Genomic DNA, 17,695 nt, shown 5'->3' on the forward strand with positions numbered 1-17,695 from the left:
CAAACCTGCGAGGACTCAGCCTGTCGCTCCGTTCATTGAGGCGTACCCATGTCTCGCCGTCTCCCCTTCCTAGTTTTGCTTTCCTGGTCTGCCGCCGCGTCTGCTGCGGTTGATTTCTCCCACCAGATTGTGCCGATCCTGCGGGAGCATTGCTCCGAATGCCATGCGGGAGACAAGAAGAAGGGCGGCTTTTCCATCAATGACCGCAAGTCCCTGTTGGAGGGCGGCGAGGACGGCCCTGCCGTGGTCAGCGGCAAAAGCATGCAGAGCGCCATGATCAAGCTCATGCTCTCCGCAGACCCCGATGAACAGATGCCCCCGAAGGGCAAACGAGTCCCGGCAGAGCAGATCGCGCTGCTGAAACAGTGGATCGATGAAGGTCTGGTCTGGGAGGAAGGCTTCGCCTTCAAGAAAGCGGCCTATGAGCCGCCGCTCAAACCAAGAATGCCGGAGTTGCCCGCCGCAGTGGATGAACGCAACAACCCGGTTGATCGTATTCTCGACCACTACCTGGCACAAAAGAAACTCCCGCGCCCTGCCCCCATCGACGACGCCACCTTTGTCCGCCGTGCTTTTCTGGATCTTGTCGGCCTGCTGCCCTCACTCCAGGACATGGACGCTTTTGCCAAGGACGCCTCCGCCGGCAAACGCGAGCGTTTGGTCCAGTCGCTGCTCAAACGCGACATGGATTACACCGAGCACTGGCTCACCTTTTGGAATGACCTGCTGCGCAACGACTACGGCGGCACCGGCTTCATCACCGGCGGGAGAAAGCAGATCAGCAACTGGCTCTATCACGCGCTCATCACCAACATGCCCTTCGACCAGTTCGTGCGCGAGCTCATCGCTCCGCCGAATGACGAAAGCCGCGGCTTCATAGACGGCATCAAATGGCGCGGCGATGTCAGCGCCGGACAGACGGTTGAAATCCAGTTCGCCCAGAGCGTCTCCCAGAGCTTCCTCGGCATCAACATGAAGTGCGCCTCCTGCCACGACAGCTTCATTGACCGCTGGAAGCTCGCCGAAGCCTACGGTCTAGCCGCCATCTACTCCACCCGGCCTTTGGAAATCAACCGCTGTGACAAGCCCACCGGTCAGCAGGCCGTGGCCTCGTGGTTGTTTCCCGAAATCGGCCAGGTCGATCCCAAGGCACCCCAGCCCGAGCGCCTGAAGCAGCTCGCTGCGCTGATGACCCATCCGCAAAACGGCCGCGTCACACGCACGATCGTGAACCGCCTCTGGCAGCGCCTCATGGGACGCGGCATCGTTCATCCTGTGGACGCCATGCAGACAGAGCCCTGGAATGCAGACCTTCTCGACTACCTGGCCGCTGATTTTGCCGAGCACGGCTATGACTTGAAACACACGCTCGCCCTCATCGCCACCTCGCAGGCTTATCAGTCGCACTCCCAGGTCATGTCCAAGGGCATCGATGACCACGGCTACACCTATGCCGGCCCACGCACCAAGCGCCTTACGGCCGAGCAGTTTGTCGATGCCATCTGGCAGCTCACAGGTGCCGCCGCCACCAAGATGGACGCAGGCGTGCTGCGCGGCAAAGTCGATCCCGAGCTCGCCAGACAGATCAAAATCCAGGGCCAGTGGATCTGGGGCCACAGCGCCAAACCCGGCAGCACACCTCCTTCCGACGAAACCATCACCCTTCGTAAAACGGTCAAACTCGACGCCGATCCCGCCAGCGCCAGCGCCGTCGTCACCTGCGACAATGGCTACACGCTCTTTGTCAACAACCGCAAGGTCAGCGCCGGGGAAGACTGGACAAAACTCGCCGCCGTGCCTCTGCAGACCGCCTTGCACAAAGGCGCAAACTCGATCCTTGTCATCGCCACCAACGCTGGCAAAGGCCCGAACCCCGCCGGATTTTTCTTCGATGCCCGCATCCGTGATGCTGCAGGCAAGGAGTCCGCGATCAGCAGCGATGCCACCTGGGAGTGGTCCGCCAAGGCCCCGCCGGCCAAGGAAGGCCGCCTCGCCGCTTTTGACCCCAAGGACTGGCAGCCCGTCACAGTGGTCAACGCCCTGGGTGCCTGGCAGCAGGCCATCCACGCTCAGGCCCCCTCCCTCCTGGCCCAGGGAGCCTCGGCCTCGGACCGCATGGTCCGCGCCTCGCTCATGAAATCAGACTTCCTCATGCGCACACTCGGGCGGCCAAACCGCGATCAGATCGTCACCGCCCGCCCAAACGACCTCACCACCCTGGAAGCCATCGACCTCGCAAACGGCAGCACCCTCTCCTCAGCCATCGCCAGAGGGGCGCAAAATCTGCTCAAAACGCCGCCCTCTTCTCCGACCGCTCTGATCACCAGCCTCTACCGTCAGGCACTCTGCCGCGAGCCCGCTGCTGGCGAGCTCGCCACAGCCCTCGGCATGGTCGGTGAAAAGCCCACGCAGCAGTCGCTCGAAGACTTGCTCTGGGCGGTTTGCATGCTGCCAGAATTTCAGGTCGTTCGCTAGCGGCACAGGCTTCGGTCCTTGATTTGGGCCAGAGCATGGGAATGATGGCCGGTCTAACCACCACCATGAAACCACTCTCACTGCTCACCCTTTTCCTTGCCGCCGCCGCTTCACTTCAGGCCGTCACGCCTGATGGCAAACAGAAGCTCGTTCTCATCGCCGGCAAGCCCTCTCATCCTCCGGGCATGCATGAGTTCCGCGCGGGTACAATGCTCCTGGAGCAATGCCTCAAAAACGTGCCCAACCTCGTGGTGGACCGCCATGAAATGGGCTGGGTGAAGGATGAAAAAACCTTTGAAGACGCGGATGCCGTGGTCATCTACGCAGACGGTGGCGGCAAGCACCCCGCCGTGGTGGACGGGCATCTGGAGACTCTGCGCAAGCTCATCGCCAAAGGAGTCGGCTTTGGCTGCATGCACTACGGCGTGGAAGTCGTGGCAGGCCAGGCCGGCAAGGAGTTTCAGGAATGGCTCGGCGGCCACTATGAGCACGCCTACTCCTGCAATCCCATCTGGGACGCCAGCTACACCCAGCTTCCCAAGCACCCCGTCACCAGCGGCGTGCAGCCCTTCACCACCAAAGACGAATGGTACATCCACATGCGTTTCCGCCCGGCCTTCGGCCACGGCGTGACGCCCGCAGAAGATGGAGCAGCCAAGTTTGTCCCCATCCTGGTCGCCCCTCCGAGCGATGCCACTCGCGACGGCCCCTACGTGGCCCCCAAAGGCCCCTACCCTCATATCCAGGCAGAAAAAGGCAGCCCTGAAACCATGATGTGGACCCTTGAACGCGCAGACGGCGGACGCGGCTTCGGCTTCACCGGCGGCCACTTCCACGCCAACTGGGGCAACGACAACGTGCGCAAGGCCGTGCTCAATGCCCTGCTCTGGGTCGCAAAAGTCGAAGTCCCTGCGGACGGCGTCACTTCCACCGTCACCCCCGAGGCGCTCACTCAGAACCTGGACCCGAAACCGGCGCCCAAGCCTAAAAACGCAGGCATCGAAACACCCCGCGTGTTTCAGCGCGTGGCCGCACGCTGATCAGAAGTGCTCCTTCTTGAACAGGATGCTCGCGAATGACTCCAGGCGTTTGAGCACATTCCTCAGCATTTGCTGATGCTGGTCGATCATGGCAAACCGCCCCGGTTCTGACAGCTTCATGCTTTCGCACTGTTCCTCGACACGCTCCACGGCGACTTTGAGCTCCTTCAGCTTCTGCCGCACCTCGGGTGTGATCCGGCTCTCCTTGATCGTGTTGCCCAGCACCTCCGCCTCACGTGAAAGATAGTCCACCGTCTTCGGCAGTGCGGCGCTGCCACCAATCAGCGCCCCGCTGTTCGTGTCGACCTTGGGCTTGCCTGCCAGGTGCGGCCTCTGAGGCACCACCGACTGCGGCTCCTCAGGCAGGCCGCCGTTGCGTGCATCGATGATCGTCGGCGTGATGAAAAGCATCAGGCTCTTGTGGTTCTTGCTCCGGCTCTTGTAGTCAAAGAGCCACTTGAGACCTGGCACCTTGCTCAGGAAGGGCACCCCTGCCTGGGCCTCCTTTTCAGTCGCCTCGTCCAGTCCGCCCACCGCCACCGTATAGCCGGACTCAATCTCCACCGGTGCGCTGTACACGCGTGAAGAAGCAATAGGATACGGATTGCCGGAAATGACCTGCGTTCCAATGATGCTGGACACGGTGACCGCCATGTTCAGCAGCACCTTGTCTGCCTGCATGCGCTTGGGCAGGATGTTCAGCACCGTGCCAATGGGCAGATAGGCCACCTTGGTCGTGGTGGTGGCGCCGATAGACCCCGAGCTCGCCGTGGAGCTCGCATCCAGCACAGGCTGGTTCACCACCGCTCGAATGGCCACCTCACGGTTGCTCAGTGTCACCATTCGGGGATAGGAGGTCGTGTTTGTCTCCTGGTCGCGCATCATCGCCCGCAGTTTCACATTCACATCCTGCGAGCTCAGAATGCTCGTGGCCGGAAAGCCCAGCGTGCTGCCCACATGGTTGAGGTCCGCAGCGCTCAGCAGGTTCGCCAGATCCGTGCGGTAGCCACCCGTGGTCGGCACGTTGTTATAGTTCACGGTGGTGACGGGCAGGCCCGTGGTTGAGTCCGTTGACGTGGTCACGTCTTTGACCTGCCTGAAATTCCCGTTCTCCAGCGTTCCGGTCCAGTCGATGCCAAATTCACGAGAAGGATCACGCGACGTTTCGATAAACTTCACCTCCACCGCGATCAGCGTCTGCGGTTTGTCAGCAGCAGCGATGTAGCCCTCCACCCACATGTGCTGTAGGCGGGTGGCCACAATGTAGAGCGTGTTGGAGTCAGACTTCCAGATCACCTTGGGTTTCCGCACAGAGCTCATCTCGTTGGAGTTCATCGCACGCGCGGCGTTCTCATCCGTCCCAGACCCCATTCCTGGGATGCCGGCACCAGCCTGCGCTCCCTCCATTTCCTCGGGTGGCAGGCCCAGCAGCGTACGGATGTCATTGATCACTTCGCTGCGTTTCACAGAAAATGTCTGGCTCGTCCCCTGCAAATCCATCCCCACCGCCGCTCCGCTGACACCACCGCCACCGCTGCTGGAGCGCGTCGAAGACGACGTGGTGCCTGAGGTGACACGCTCCACCAGCTCGACCGCATTGTTCTTAATCTCATAGGACTTGCCGATGAGCTCGCGATCATCCGCTGGTCGGATGTACCAGATGCCATTGTCGGGAATGATGGCCAGGCCATTCGCCTTGCACAGTGTCTCAAGGACCTGGAACGGACTCGCCTTGATGGAAAACGTGATCAGCCGCGAACCATCCGCACTGTCGTCCGGCAGTGAAAAAAATGAAATGCCCGCGTCTGTAGCCAGAAAGCGCAACACATCGCTCAGCATGGCCTTGGAAAAGTCATACTGCTGCGGTGCTGCTGAGCGCAGCCTGCTCGCCTCGATCTCATTCTCAGGCGACATCATATGCAGCGTGCCTTGGTTAAACTGAGCGCGCAATGTCGTCCCCGGGACGCCCATCAGGACGAGGCAAACCAGGAGTTTGAACTGGAACAGTGCATTAAAATGGCGCATATTATGGTAATTATACTTGAAATAGAAAAACAAATCAACTGCCATTTAACAATGAAGCCTATTGATTTTATGTTTTGTCCCAAATATTCAGCCCCTCAAACATTTACAATCATATCTATTATATTTTCCATATCTTTTCCTTGAATTTAGGCCTTTTTAACTATTTAGTACCTCACCAATGATAGACGCCAGAGTCACAACTTTGCGTTCACCTGCACACAGCACTTGCTGTCGTGCGGGTTTTTCATTGCTCGAGCTGGTCATCATGATCTCCATCATTGGAGTCATCGCTGGCGTCGGCGCCGCGCTCATCACGGATGATTCAGACTCCGCCCGGGTTTCCAAGCTTCAGTCAGACGTCGCCACACTGAATCAGATGGTGGCTCTCTACATCGCAGACGGCGGCAGCCTTGCAGGTCTCACCACCCCACAGTCGGTGCTCGATAAAATGAAGCGCACGCGTCCCCAGTCTGAATGGCAGCAGCACGTGGGAATCGCTTCCGGCAGACTGGTGGACATCCGTCTGCGTGCCCAGATGACGTCCAAGCCGGACAATTCCAACAACCCGCGCGCTTTCTGGGACCGCACCAAGCAACGCTTCTTCCTCAGCAAGGCAGGAGGCAGTGCCGCAGCCGAGTTTTATCTTGATGACTCTCTGGCCAGTTCCGACTTCGGCACCGAAAAACGGACCAAATCCGTTGTTTCATTCAATTCCAGCAGCAGCGGCTGGGTCTGGGGCGCCTCGGTTTCAAATCCCTCTGCCGACTATCTCGATCCGCAGCCCTTCTCGCCCACCAAGCCAGGCATGCCCTTTGATCCCTCCGAAGAGGCAGGCCCCTCCTCCAATCCTCCGACAGACTCCGGCGGTGGTAGCGGCGGCGGCAGTGGTGGTGGCGGCGGCGCCCCCGCCCAGCCCACCTTGGCTCTCCTCCCCATCCCGCTCATTTCACCTCTCGGCGGCACCTACCCGTTCACCAGTTTCCCCACGTCTGTCACCATCAGCAATGGCGGCGCTCCATCAGATGTCTCCACCCTGATGTACAGCATCAATGGCGGTGCCTGGCAGGAATACACCGGCACCAGCATCCCATTGATGCCCGCCATGAGCCTGCAGGCGCGCAATGAAAGCACCCGGCCCGCAGAATACACCACCAGCTACACCAACACCCAGACCTATTACCGGCTCACCAGCGGTTTCAGCGGCTCGGCCGAAGGCAGCTGGGGCAATGCCCTGGGTGGTTCCAATCTGGTCACCAGCATTCAAAACAGCGGCACCACCTCCACCTTCAAATCCGGCAACACCAAGCTCGATCTCGGCAACGGCACCTACCTCGATGCCGGGATTGAAAATTCAATGAGCTTCACCCCCGCCAGTTTCGGCGGCATCACCCCAAACACGTGGTTCGACTTCGGATCTATGGTCATCGTCAACGGCACCACCTTCTACAACAGCGAAGCCACAGGCGTCACCCTCACGGTGAATCTCAATCTGACTCAGCCCTCCATCAGCGCCACCACCTACATCAATCTCGGCCTCGTCAGCACCAGCAACACCAGCGACCGCCTCGCAAGCGCAGACATCGTCCAGCTCCTCAATCCCACCACCGACTTCATCATCACCATCGACGGAGTGCAGTACCGGCTGGAGCTCCAGTGGGTGTCAAAGGACCCCTCGGGCAGCGTCGTCCAGGGCAACAACCTCCTCGTCTATGAAGGAGCCACGGCAAACGTGGAGCTCCGCGCCCGCTTCACCAGCAATTTCTAACACACCATGGAAGACATTCATGAACGCAGTCAGCTCGGGTATCGGATGCTTCACCTCTCGAAGGACTCGGGAGTCAGCGACTTTTATGTCACCCCCTGGGAGGCTCTGACCTACAAGCGCAACGGCAAGCTGTTTTACGACTCCTTCATCTACCAGCCGGAGCGCCCGCTGGAGTTCACCCCCGGCTGTGTGGACTACGCGCTTCAGCTCGGCTCCCGCCGCTACCGTGTCAACCGCATGGTCACTCGTGGCCGCCCCCGCTGGGTGCTCCGTCTGCTTCCGGAGAGCATTCCCGACATCAGCAAACTCATGGTGCCACCGCCCGCCATCAAGGCCTTCCTCGAGGCTAAAAACGGCCTGTTTCTCGTCTGCGGCGCCACGGGCTCCGGTAAGTCCACGACCATCGCCTCCATGATTCTGGAGCGCGCCAAACGCCGCCAGGAACACGTGCTCACCTTTGAGGACCCCATCGAATTCGTCTATCCCTCCGGCATTCCCTCGCTGGTCTCCCAGCGCGAGATCGGCACCGACGAACTCGACTTCAACAAGTCTCTGCGCGCCGCCCTCCGTCAGGCACCCGACGTGATCCTCGTGGGAGAAATTCGTGACGGCGAGACCGCAGAGATCGCCCTGCAGGCCGCCGAAACCGGCCACGTCGTCGTCGCCACCCTGCACACCTCCTCCGCAGCCCAGACGGTGCAGCGCTATCTCAAGCTCATCCCCAGCGACCGCATGGAAAACGCCATGCTCTCCTTCGCAGACTCCATCCGCGGGATTCTCTGCCAGCGCCTGCTGTTTGACGAAAACCGCGGCAAACGCTTCCCCATTCACGAACTGCTCCTGCCCTATGACTCCGTCTGCGGCATGATCCGCCGCGGCGAGTTCAAGAACCTGGACCAGGAGCTCGAGGCTGGCTTTACCCGTGGCATGGTCAGCTTTGAGCGCTGCCTGAACATGCGTATGGCCGACGGCTGGAAGCCCTCCACCGCACGCAAAACCGGCTACACCGAACACGAGGTGTACGACTTCCTTTCAAAAGAACAACTGACCTCCATTTATGCTGTTGGATGAAATCAAATCTGTCCTGAGCTTCGCAGCCTTCAAAGCCGACCCCGACGACTCTGCAGTCCCCTGGGGAAAGCGCTATGAAACGCGCAAGTCTCTTCTCCTCAACGTCAGCCGCAGCGCGGTCAGCTGGCGCTCCGTCAACAAACGCGGCCGTTTTGAAGAAAGCGGGGCGCAGGAGGGGGAGCTCGCCGACACCGCCCCCCTGAAAGGTGAGGAATGGCGCGGCATGACCGAAGGCGGCTGGTGCTCCGTCTCGGTCAACCACCGCTTCATCATCAGCCTCGAAAACAACCTCATGCGCGGGGACAACTGCGTCAGCCTCCTGCGCACCAATCCTCGCGCCGTGCTCGGCCCCAAGTATGACCGCGGCAAGCGCTACGCCATCTGTCACCATCCGGAGACCACCGCCAGCCTCCTGCTCGCAGTCGAGGAGTCGCTGGTGAAAGTGACCGAGGACGTCCTCAAGACAGTCCAGCTCAGGCCCGGCCGGGTATGCTGCGGATTGTTTGCCATGCTGGAGCACGCCATCCTCAGCATCTTTCGCGCAAGCTCTGGCGGAACCCCCTCCGACTTCGTCCTCATCGCCGCCTGCGAGGGCTCGCTCGCAGTCCTGGTGCAGCAGGAAGGCCAGTGGCGCGACATCCGCTGCCGCAGCGGCCTGGGCCCTGAGGCCGTGGAGACCGCCCTCCAGATCATCAGCCCCTTGCTGGCCAAGGTCCCCCAGGGCAGTCCTGTTTACTTTGTCGGAGACGGTCATGACAGCAAGTTCCGCACCGAACTCATGCTTCACCTCGAAAAGGTCGGCGCTGCGGATCTCACCCAGGACGACCTGCTCTGGACCATCATCGGGGAACACTAAGCCATCATTTGTATGAACGAATACCTCTGCCATGACTTCAAGACGCCGCGTACAGACACCTCCCGGCGCCTCCCATCCACCTTCCGCTCCATCCCCGTCATCTTTTACGTGGCCCTCGTCGGCAGCGCTTACGTGATGACCATGGACTACTTCAACTACAAAAAGGCCTTGAGGCAGAAGGTCGAGGCCGAAGAGCGCAAAGCAGTCAGCGAATCCCAGCGCGACTCTTTCAAAAGCGAAAAGGCCGATTTGGAATCCGAGGCCACCAAGGCCGAAAAAGTGGCCCAGTGGATGGAAGGCGCCCGCAACATCCAGCCCATCGCCGTCAAGATCGCTCGCGCCGTTCAGACAGACACCCGCATCACTCAGGTCGCCTTGGAGCGCAGTGAGCAGGTGCCCGCCAACATCGCCCTCACCATCCATCTGAACGGCTCCAAGGTCTCCACAGAGCTTGCCGCCATCGAGGCCGCGCTCGGCCAGCTGCTCTACCGCTCCTACTCGCCGCAGCAGACCAAAAATGGCGATGTCGTCGAATACCATTCCACACTCGTCCGCCAGGCGGACTAACCCTGCTCCTAACGCCCCGCATGAATCCCAAGCAACTAGCCTGCGTCATCCTGCTGATGGTCATCGGCGTGATGACCTACACTGCGCAGATCATCCATAAAACCGTGGCCACCACACGTGCGGAGGCGGAGGATGCTGAAACCGCCGCAGTCACCGCCGAAAACGAGCGCTCCACCGCTGAAATTGAAACCGCCGTCTTCAAGGCAAACACCGAGGACCTGCGGCGTTTCCTCCGGTCCTGGCTGCCTGCCATCGAGCATGTTCAGACCCAGCAGGAGGCAGAGCAGAACATCGAGCTCAGCCTGCGCGAGCGCGGCATCAACCTGGTGCGCTCGCGCAAGACAGAGTCAAAGCAGTCCGCGGGCAACAAGCTCATTCCCAAGTCCGTCATCACCACCCTCACCATCGAGGAGGAGTTTGCCAAAGTTCTCAACTGGCTTGGCGACATCGAGCGCCGCCTGCCCACCGCGCGCATGAAAGTCGTGCAGATCACCGGCGGCAGCACCGGCACCCAGCTCAAGATGGAAGTCTCATTTGAAACGCCGATTTTTGATCTTGCCGCCGCAGATGCGGACAAGAAAAAGGCCGCGGCCACGCCCAAGCCCAAGCCAAAAGCCACCAAATCCTAGCCCATGAACTTAGCTTACAGATTGCTGCTGCCGGGCCTGCTGCTCACCTTGACGGCTTTCCACGGTCATGCCCAGGAAGCCGCTGGAGAGGATGGCGACAAGCGCGTTCAATATCAGCTCGTGCTCCCGGAGGAGAAGACCCCGGAAAACGTGAAGCCTGAAGAGCACAACCCCTTTGAATCCGAAAACGAGGCGCTCAGCCGCCAGGCCACAGGAGACACGGAGGAAAACCGCGTGCGCGACAAGCTCCTCAAGCTGCCGGTGGTCGGCACCAAACGCATGGCAGACGGCCGCATGCGTGTATTGCTCGGAGACATCATCTTGGAGACAGGGCGCTCAGTCCCCCCCGTGCTTCCAGACCAGCTCGTCGAGTTGAAGGTCAAAAACATCACCCCTCTCTACATCGAGCTCGCCTGGCAGGAAAAGCGCCTCACCGGACTCCCGCCCAAGATCATGACCATCCCGATCAACATCGCCCCGCAGGTGCGTTACCAGATGTTCGGGCAAACCGAGGAGGAAGCCAAAGAAAGCAAGGGAGCCAATGCAAAGATGGAGCTCTCCTTGCGCGATCCTGCTGCCAATCAGCCGGTCGCTCAGCAAAGCGCCCCGCCGGCCACATCACCTGCCACAGCCCCCTCAGCTCCGGGCCCCATGCTCAGCGCTGAACCAGTCCCGCCACGCGCACTGGTCGTCGCGGATGATCCAGTCCCCTTCTCGCCCCCCCGTCTGGTCGAGCCCCCAGCCTCTGCGCCATCTACTGCACGGGATCTGGCCGCCACGCCAGCCAGGCCGCAGCCCCCACCCTCACCGACCGCCCCCACACCAGCCCAGCCCCAGCCGCCCCCTTCACCTGCGGTTGAGTCCGTCGTGCGCATGCTGTTTGGCAATCCTACGCCCGCCCCCAAATGATCCGCCGCTTCCATCAGAAAGGAGGTTTCACCTCCGTGGAACTCCTGCTGGTGCTCTCGCTTTCAGCGGTCATTCTTGGCGGGGCCGTCGTCTCCTACGGCACCCTCGTTCGCAGCCAGCCCAGTGTCTCATCCATGGTTGCCGTGCCACTCGGAGCCACGCGTTCGCAAAACTTTTATGGCACCACCAGCAGCACTGTCGATGTCGGCATGGCTCCTCAGTACGGCTCCCTTTCCTTGGCAGAAGAGCTCCGCGAACAATTTTTGACGGACACCCTCAGTGCCACCGCCGTTTACTGCCTGCCCCGCGACGGCATCAACACCTGGAGACCCTCCGTCATCGCCTACGACCCCACCAAGGACGACGAACTCGACACCCCGCAGAAGTTCCGCGCACACATCATCGCCCGCGCAAGCGTCCCGGCCTCTCTCTATCGCGATTATCGCAATCCCCTCAATGACGGGACCCTGGTTCCTCAGAACGCCAGCATTTTCATCCTCGGCTACAGCAAATACGCCGGCTATCTCAAGGTCACCTCCATCTACGACATCGACGTCATCCGTTTCACAGGCGCCACAGAGCCCAATGGCTTTCATGCCTCTGTCAAACGCTATACGGACGCCACCACCAGCCTCACCCCTTCCACACTGAGCTACATGGGAGGTTATGACGTCTTTTTCCCTCCCTCCGTCCCAAATGCCACCAACTCCTCACAGTGGTCCACGGATGGCTTCGCGCCGCTGTTTGTCACGATAGAGCGCGCCTCCCGCCTCGCATTGCGTGAGACCCCCGCCACAATCGACCGCTTCAAGCGTGCCTACGAGCGCCCCTTCTACTTCATCTGGTGGCCAGATCCCGCCGCACGTCATCTCGGCCCGGTGGCAAACACCCTTTCATCCACCGACCCGCGGCAGGCCTACAACCAGATGGCCGGTCGCTCCTCCTTCATGTTTACCGTTCCGATGTTCCCTGCCCTCTGACCCCCTTGCCCATGCGAATTTCCCGGCAACATCATCGCAGCACACGCGGCGCCCTAATGGCAGCCGCGCTCATGCTCATGATCGTCGGCGGCATCTTTGTCACCTCCTGGGTCACACTCATGAGCACGCGGGCATCGCAGGTCAGTTATTTGGAAGACGTCTGCAAACGCCGCATCGGCATCGAAAGCTCCCGGCTCCTTGCCTGGCAAAGCATCACCAGCAAGGCTTTTGACCCCAACAACTCCCAGCCTGCCGGCCAGAACACCATCCTCGGCAATGGCATTGGAGGACTCAACACCTTCAAAGGTTGGGACAACCTCAATGTTTACACCTCCAGCAGCACCGCCGGAGGCATGAGCACCGTTTTCCCCTACAACCATACGGGACTTCGCCCCGGAGCCACTTACATCAGCATCGAGCAGCTGACCCGCCCGTCAGCGGCCGCCGCAGGCAACATTGATGATTACAACGCATGGCAGTTCCTCAAGTCCATGCCGCCTGTTCTCAATGGTGACGTCTTCTGCATCTACCGCAAACCGGACAATGTCACCACAGAGCTGGACATTTACGCCAACGCAGGCTCAGGCGGTGCCGGCCACAACGCAAACTGGACCGTGCAAGGGCGCACCGTCCTCCATCACCCGCCATCTTTGTTTGTACGCACCACGCCCAGCCCGCTCCAGCTGCCGTTCCTCACCAAATCACTTTACATCCAGTCACACTCCACTGTCGAGCCCCCGTCCATTCCTTACCCCGTTTATGGCACCGACATGAATGGCAAGGCTCTTGCTCCGTCCAACATGCCAGTGGTACCCAGCACCACCGGCCCCATCGACAGCAGCGGCTCCAGCAACTATCTCGGATACCTCGATGTCGTTCGCAACAACGACAACCCTGACAATTCCCTCTGGCATTTCCAAGACCGGGAAGCCGCGGCCGGCCGCACTCAAACCATCACCATCGATGTGGGAAGCGTCTTCAACTCCGCCACCGAAGCCTACTGGATCGCCGAACAGGCCACCCCCACCTACACCCCGCCCGGCTGGCCTTCGGGCTATGACACCAAGCTGAAGGTCCTCTTCATCAAGCTCGACAGCCAGTATCTCAAAAACATGCGCATCTATGGCGTCGTGGATCAGATCATCTTCGTCGGGCAGAGCAATGCCACCGCCTTTGCCAACGCCGCCGCACTCAAGCCGGTCATCATCACCATCATGCCCAACGGCTCCAAAGGCCGCTGGGTCAGGGACATCCGCTTTGAGCGCGAAAACAACCGCCGCCACGTCCTCGCGTTTCAGGATGACAACGGCCGCCCCGTCGAATTTTCATGGGTCAACAACCCCATCAGCGGCAGCGAATTCCGCTGGCGCTGCGTCCTGGTCAACGAATACCAGAGCATCATGTTCAACATGCCCGCCACTCTGACCCAGAGCGTGCGCTGGATCGGCGGTGTCATGACCAACTGGACGGTCAAACGTCGCGCCGCCGGAGGAGTCAACCCCAGCCGCCTTGTTTTCACCAGCGACAGCGACCCCTCCGTTCCCGCCTCCGTCAATGGCGGCCCGGCTTTCTCCACCTTTCTGCCGCGTGATGCCTGGCTTGAATCCTATTTCCTCCCTGTCGCACCACCATGAAGAACACTCGGCTTCATCGCTTGCCCATGCTGACGGCGGTTGGCCGTTGTTTGCAGTGGTTTGCCAGACCATCGCAAAAGACCACCGCACCCCGCAGGACGCGCAACGGCTACACACTCATCGAGGTCCTGGCCGCCGCCTCCATCATTTCCATCGGCACCACCGCCTTGGTCAGCCTTTCCTCAACACTCATGCTGCAGGAGGAGCTCGCCAGCCGTGTTGCCATCACGCGCAATTACCAGGAAAACACCGTGCGTCTCTGGCAGCTCGGTCTTTCCACCGTTCAGATCACCGCGCTCATGCCATCCATGGCGCAGAATCCCCTGCTCCAGCAGGCCATGTTCAACAATCCCGTCATTGTCGAAAACGGCCTCACCACGGTCAATGGCGTCGTCATGGAGACCTCGCTTTGCACGGCTATCGTGAACATATCCCAGAATCCCTCAGCAAAAGCCGCAGGAGCATCCTTCACGCTCACAGCCTACCGCCCGCGTCTTGTCACAGACCTCCGCACACCGCCGCCATGACCTGCGCATTCGCACAGCCGAAATCCTTCAGCCTGCAGCACCATGCTTAAAAAAGTCAAAATCACCAACGTTCACTCCGGCAAGTCCACCGAATCTCTCGTGGACACGGACACCGACGAAAAAGCGCTGATCGGCGCTGGCGTGGCACAGAATGAGACCACTACGGTGCAGACCATCACCGGCGTTGACGAAAAGCTTCACCGCCTCACCAGCCCGAAGCCCAACACCGATGACAGCGCCGCCTTCTTCGCTGGGCTTGGCCGCTGCTTGGAGCGCAACATCTCCCTCACCAAATCACTGCTGCTTCAGACCAACCGCGTCAAATCCGCCACCTACAAAGGCATGATCGCCGAAGTCGTCCACGCCATCTCCGTGGGTGACAAATTCAGCGATGCCATTGCAAAATTCCCCAAGCTCTTCCCCGATGACATGCTCTCCCTCATCCTTGCGGGTGAGGAGGCCGGCCAGCTCGCCAAAGTCTGCAAACGAATCGCCGTCTCGCAGAAAAAATCATCCAAAGTCATCAAGAAGCTCAAGGGCGGCCTCATCTACCCCGCCGTCGTTATCGTCCTCGGCGTCGGCGTCGTCATCGTCATGAGCTTCACGCTTGTGCCCGCCATGGCCAAGCTTTTCACCTCCTTCAAGACTGAGCTTCCTCTCGGCACCAAGGTGCTTATCGGCCTTTCCGATCTTTTCCTTCACCGCCCTTATCTTGCCATCCTCCCCTTCATCGGCCTGTACATCTTCTTTTCAAACTGGGGCAAGATCAGCTCCCTGCGCCCCATGCAGGATCTCTTCCTCAAAATTCCCGCCGTTGGCGTTCTCGTGCGCAAATCTGCCGCAGCCACCGGATTCCGCACCCTGGCCATGCTCACGGAGTCCAACGTCCGCCTCAGCAGCGCGCTGGACATCACCTCACAGGCAAGCTGGCACTACCATTACAAGGAGCTGTTCATCCGCCTGCGCGAGCACATCGCCGTCGGCCGAACGCTGCATGAAGCCTTCCTCATGGAATCTCACTGGCTTGGCCCTGATGCCCGTAACTTGTGCGGCCTCATTGAACTTGCTTCCGAAACTGGCTCCGGCACCGAAATGCTCTCCGAAATCGCCGACGACTACGAGGAGGATCTCGACAACCTTGCCGCCACCCTGGACAAAATGATCGAGCCTCTCACCATGCTTATCCTCGGTGTCATGGTCGGTTTCCTCATCTACGCCATCTACGGCCCCATGTTCAGCCTCGGAGACGTCATCCTGAAGAAGAAATAACCGGGCTCTAGCATCAGTGCTCCGTCCTCAGACGGGGCACTGAACCGCTCACTCCTCCAGAAGCTCGCTCCACTCCTGCATGTGGCGCTCCCACGTCAGTTGCAGCACCGTCTCCCGTGCTGCAGAGGAAAGCTTTCGCCAGGCCGGAGCATCAAACGCCAGCGCCTCCTGAATGCGTGCCGCCAGCTCCCGGGGCTGCTGCGGATGGTAGAGCATGAATCCGTTTTCCCCGTTTCGGACGTGATCCACAGCACCGTCCATCACTGAAACCAGACCTGGCAGCCCGCAGGCCATGCTTTGCAGCACGGTGTTGGAAAAGGCATCGTATTGCGTAGGATGCACAAACCAGTCTGCAGACTGGTAGAGCTCCACAAGATTGCTTGTCACCGGAACAATGCGTATCCGCGAGCCTATGCCCAGGCGCCTGACCTTTTCTTTCAGCGCAGCGCCGGGACTTTTGCCCACAATCCAAAGCGTGGCGTCAATCTGCTTCATCGCCTCCAGCAGCGGCTCAAGCCCCCGGCGGCGATGGCTGAGCGAGACAAAGATCAGCACGGGCTTTGCGGCATCAGTCTGCAGCTTGCGGCAGTAGATTTCACGCGTGTTGGCGCGATTTTCCGCCGGCTGGAAGAGCTGGGTTTCCACAGGTGGCGTAAGCATGCGAAAGCGCTCACCGTCGGCGCCATAAACTCCCTGAAGCTGCGCAGCCACGCGGGCGGAGCTGGAGACAAATTTCGGCGTTTCCCGGCCCGCATAGAGGCGGCGCTCCAGATGCAGCTCATACAGATGCTTCAGGCTGTAGCGCTGCCAGAGCGGCAGCAGGTTGCCATAGATGCGGTGGCAGCCGGTGCCGTTGCGGTGGATGTCCTGTACGCAGGTGCGGCCAAAGCCGATGCTAAGATCTGCACCGGCCTGCAAGGCCGCGCGCGGGGCGAGGCGGTTGAAATGCCACATGCGCAAGACGGCGGAGCCGCGCAGGCGTGGCTGCAGCTCCCAGCGGCCTGGCAATGCGGCGCCGATCTGTGCAGTGGTCAGCGAGGTGATGTAAGTCAGATCATGTCCGGCGGTGGCGAGGTGTTTGGCGAACTCGATGAGGTAGTTCTCCACGCCGGAGCCGCGGATGATCTGAGGATGGATCAGGGCAAGCTTCATCCGTTTACCTTTTCCCGCCCTCCACTGCGCTTTCATACATCCGGCTGTAACGATCGAACGTGAAAAAGGCCGTGGCGGCGGCGATCCAGAGGCCGGGGAAGCCGTCGAGGAAGCCGCGTTTCAGGATGTAGGCGCGGGTGAAACGCCACCACGGGCGGAAGAGAGTGTGCAGCAGCGACCATTTCTTTCCTTTGCTTTCCTGGGTCTGCAAAAAAACACCCGAGTACTGCACGTGCTTGACCAGGTAGTGCTGGATGTTCCTGAAGGAATAATGAAGCAGGTCGCCCTGCAGCGTGGTGCACGGGCCTGCCACGTCCAGCCGTTCATGCACCTGCCCGCCACCATCTGCGGCCCATTGACTTTTCTCGCGACGAAAGAGGCGTATTTTGCGGTCAGGATACCAGTCGCCGTGGTGAATCCAGCGGCCCATGAACCAGACGAGGCGTGACATCCAGGCGCCGTCAAAGCGCTTTTCGTCGCCATTGGTGAAGAAGTTTTGTATCGAATTCCGCAATTCGGGGGTCAGTTCTTCATCACAGTCGAGCGCCAGAACCCATGGCTGGGTGCAGAGGGAGAGGCAGTGGTTTTTTTGGGCGGTGTAGCCGAGCCAGTCCTGATGCACAAACTTTGCATCAAACTCGGCGGCGATTTCGGCGGTGCGATCGGTGGACCCGGAGTCAACGATGACGATTTCCTGGGCCAGATCTCCGAGGCTGGCCAGGCAGCGGCGCAGGTTGGCCTCCTCGTTGAGAGAGATGATGGAAATCGAGAGCGGCAGGCGGGTCATGTGGTGGGC

General features: G+C 60.2%; 15 protein-coding genes. 12 read left to right on the forward strand and 3 right to left on the reverse strand.

What is annotated here, in order from left to right:
- Positions 1-48 precede the first annotated feature (48 nt).
- Both ACZ5WW_RS02950 and ACZ5WW_RS02955 read left to right on the forward strand, forming a co-directional pair.
- Positions 49-2,475 (forward strand): DUF1549 domain-containing protein, encoded by a 2,427-nt coding sequence (locus ACZ5WW_RS02950; RefSeq protein WP_377169915.1) that lies wholly within the window; start codon positions 49-51, stop codon positions 2,473-2,475.
- A gap of 65 nt (positions 2,476-2,540) precedes the next feature.
- Positions 2,541-3,515 (forward strand): ThuA domain-containing protein, encoded by a 975-nt coding sequence (locus ACZ5WW_RS02955; RefSeq protein ID WP_377169917.1) that lies wholly within the window; start codon positions 2,541-2,543, stop codon positions 3,513-3,515.
- Here the strand turns inward: ACZ5WW_RS02955 and ACZ5WW_RS02960 are convergent, their stop codons facing one another.
- Positions 3,516-5,432, reverse strand: a complete 1,917-nt coding sequence (locus ACZ5WW_RS02960) for a type II secretion system protein GspD (RefSeq protein WP_464694208.1) — start codon at positions 5,430-5,432, stop codon at positions 3,516-3,518.
- Positions 5,433-5,805: 373 nt separating this feature from the next.
- Here ACZ5WW_RS02960 and ACZ5WW_RS02965 point away from each other — a divergent pair, with 373 nt between their 5' ends.
- From ACZ5WW_RS02965 to ACZ5WW_RS03010, 10 genes are read left to right on the forward strand one after another with little or no spacing between them, the layout of a single operon-like run.
- Positions 5,806-7,305 carry a choice-of-anchor K domain-containing protein gene (locus ACZ5WW_RS02965; protein WP_377169921.1) on the forward strand — a complete coding sequence of 500 codons (1,500 nt, stop codon included), beginning with the start codon at positions 5,806-5,808 and terminating at the stop codon, positions 7,303-7,305.
- Between the two features lie 6 nt (positions 7,306-7,311).
- Entirely contained in the window at positions 7,312-8,376 is a 1,065-nt protein-coding gene (locus ACZ5WW_RS02970; RefSeq protein WP_377169924.1) for a type IV pilus twitching motility protein PilT, read from the forward strand.
- Complete coding sequence (locus ACZ5WW_RS02975; protein ID WP_377169926.1) at positions 8,363-9,232, forward strand: hypothetical protein; 870 nt, start codon at positions 8,363-8,365, stop codon at positions 9,230-9,232. Before ACZ5WW_RS02970 ends, ACZ5WW_RS02975 begins: the two co-directional genes overlap by 14 nt.
- Before the next feature lie 12 nt (positions 9,233-9,244).
- Positions 9,245-9,799, forward strand: coding sequence for a hypothetical protein (locus tag ACZ5WW_RS02980; RefSeq protein ID WP_377169928.1), 555 nt, complete (start codon positions 9,245-9,247; stop codon positions 9,797-9,799).
- Between the two features lie 20 nt (positions 9,800-9,819).
- Positions 9,820-10,428: a hypothetical protein gene (locus ACZ5WW_RS02985; RefSeq protein WP_377169930.1), complete on the forward strand. Its 609-nt coding sequence runs from the start codon at positions 9,820-9,822 to the stop codon at positions 10,426-10,428.
- Positions 10,429-10,431: 3 nt separating this feature from the next.
- The gene (locus tag ACZ5WW_RS02990) at positions 10,432-11,337 is read left to right on the forward strand and encodes a hypothetical protein (RefSeq protein WP_377169932.1); all 906 of its coding nucleotides are present in this window, start codon (positions 10,432-10,434) and stop codon (positions 11,335-11,337) included.
- A complete protein-coding gene (locus ACZ5WW_RS02995; RefSeq protein ID WP_377169934.1) occupies positions 11,334-12,317 on the forward strand; it encodes a hypothetical protein in 984 nt (327 codons plus the stop codon). The genes ACZ5WW_RS02990 and ACZ5WW_RS02995 overlap by 4 nt, the downstream gene beginning before the upstream one ends.
- A 56-nt stretch (positions 12,318-12,373) precedes the next feature.
- Positions 12,374-13,951: a hypothetical protein gene (locus ACZ5WW_RS03000; protein WP_377169936.1), complete on the forward strand. Its 1,578-nt coding sequence runs from the start codon at positions 12,374-12,376 to the stop codon at positions 13,949-13,951.
- On the forward strand, positions 13,948-14,478 hold the full coding sequence (locus ACZ5WW_RS03005) for a type IV pilus modification PilV family protein (RefSeq protein ID WP_377169938.1): 531 nt from the start codon (positions 13,948-13,950) through the stop codon (positions 14,476-14,478). The genes ACZ5WW_RS03000 and ACZ5WW_RS03005 overlap by 4 nt, the downstream gene beginning before the upstream one ends.
- A 42-nt stretch (positions 14,479-14,520) precedes the next feature.
- Complete coding sequence (locus ACZ5WW_RS03010; protein ID WP_377169940.1) at positions 14,521-15,747, forward strand: type II secretion system F family protein; 1,227 nt, start codon at positions 14,521-14,523, stop codon at positions 15,745-15,747.
- Positions 15,748-15,795: 48 nt separating this feature from the next.
- Here the strand turns inward: ACZ5WW_RS03010 and ACZ5WW_RS03015 are convergent, their stop codons facing one another.
- A complete protein-coding gene (locus ACZ5WW_RS03015; protein WP_377169942.1) occupies positions 15,796-16,899 on the reverse strand; it encodes a glycosyltransferase family 4 protein in 1,104 nt (367 codons plus the stop codon).
- Positions 16,900-16,903: 4 nt separating this feature from the next.
- The gene (locus ACZ5WW_RS03020) at positions 16,904-17,686 is read right to left on the reverse strand and encodes a glycosyltransferase family 2 protein (protein ID WP_377169944.1); all 783 of its coding nucleotides are present in this window, start codon (positions 17,684-17,686) and stop codon (positions 16,904-16,906) included.
- Positions 17,687-17,695: the final 9 nt, after the last annotated feature.

The sequence above is a fragment of the Prosthecobacter fluviatilis genome (assembly GCF_055388355.1).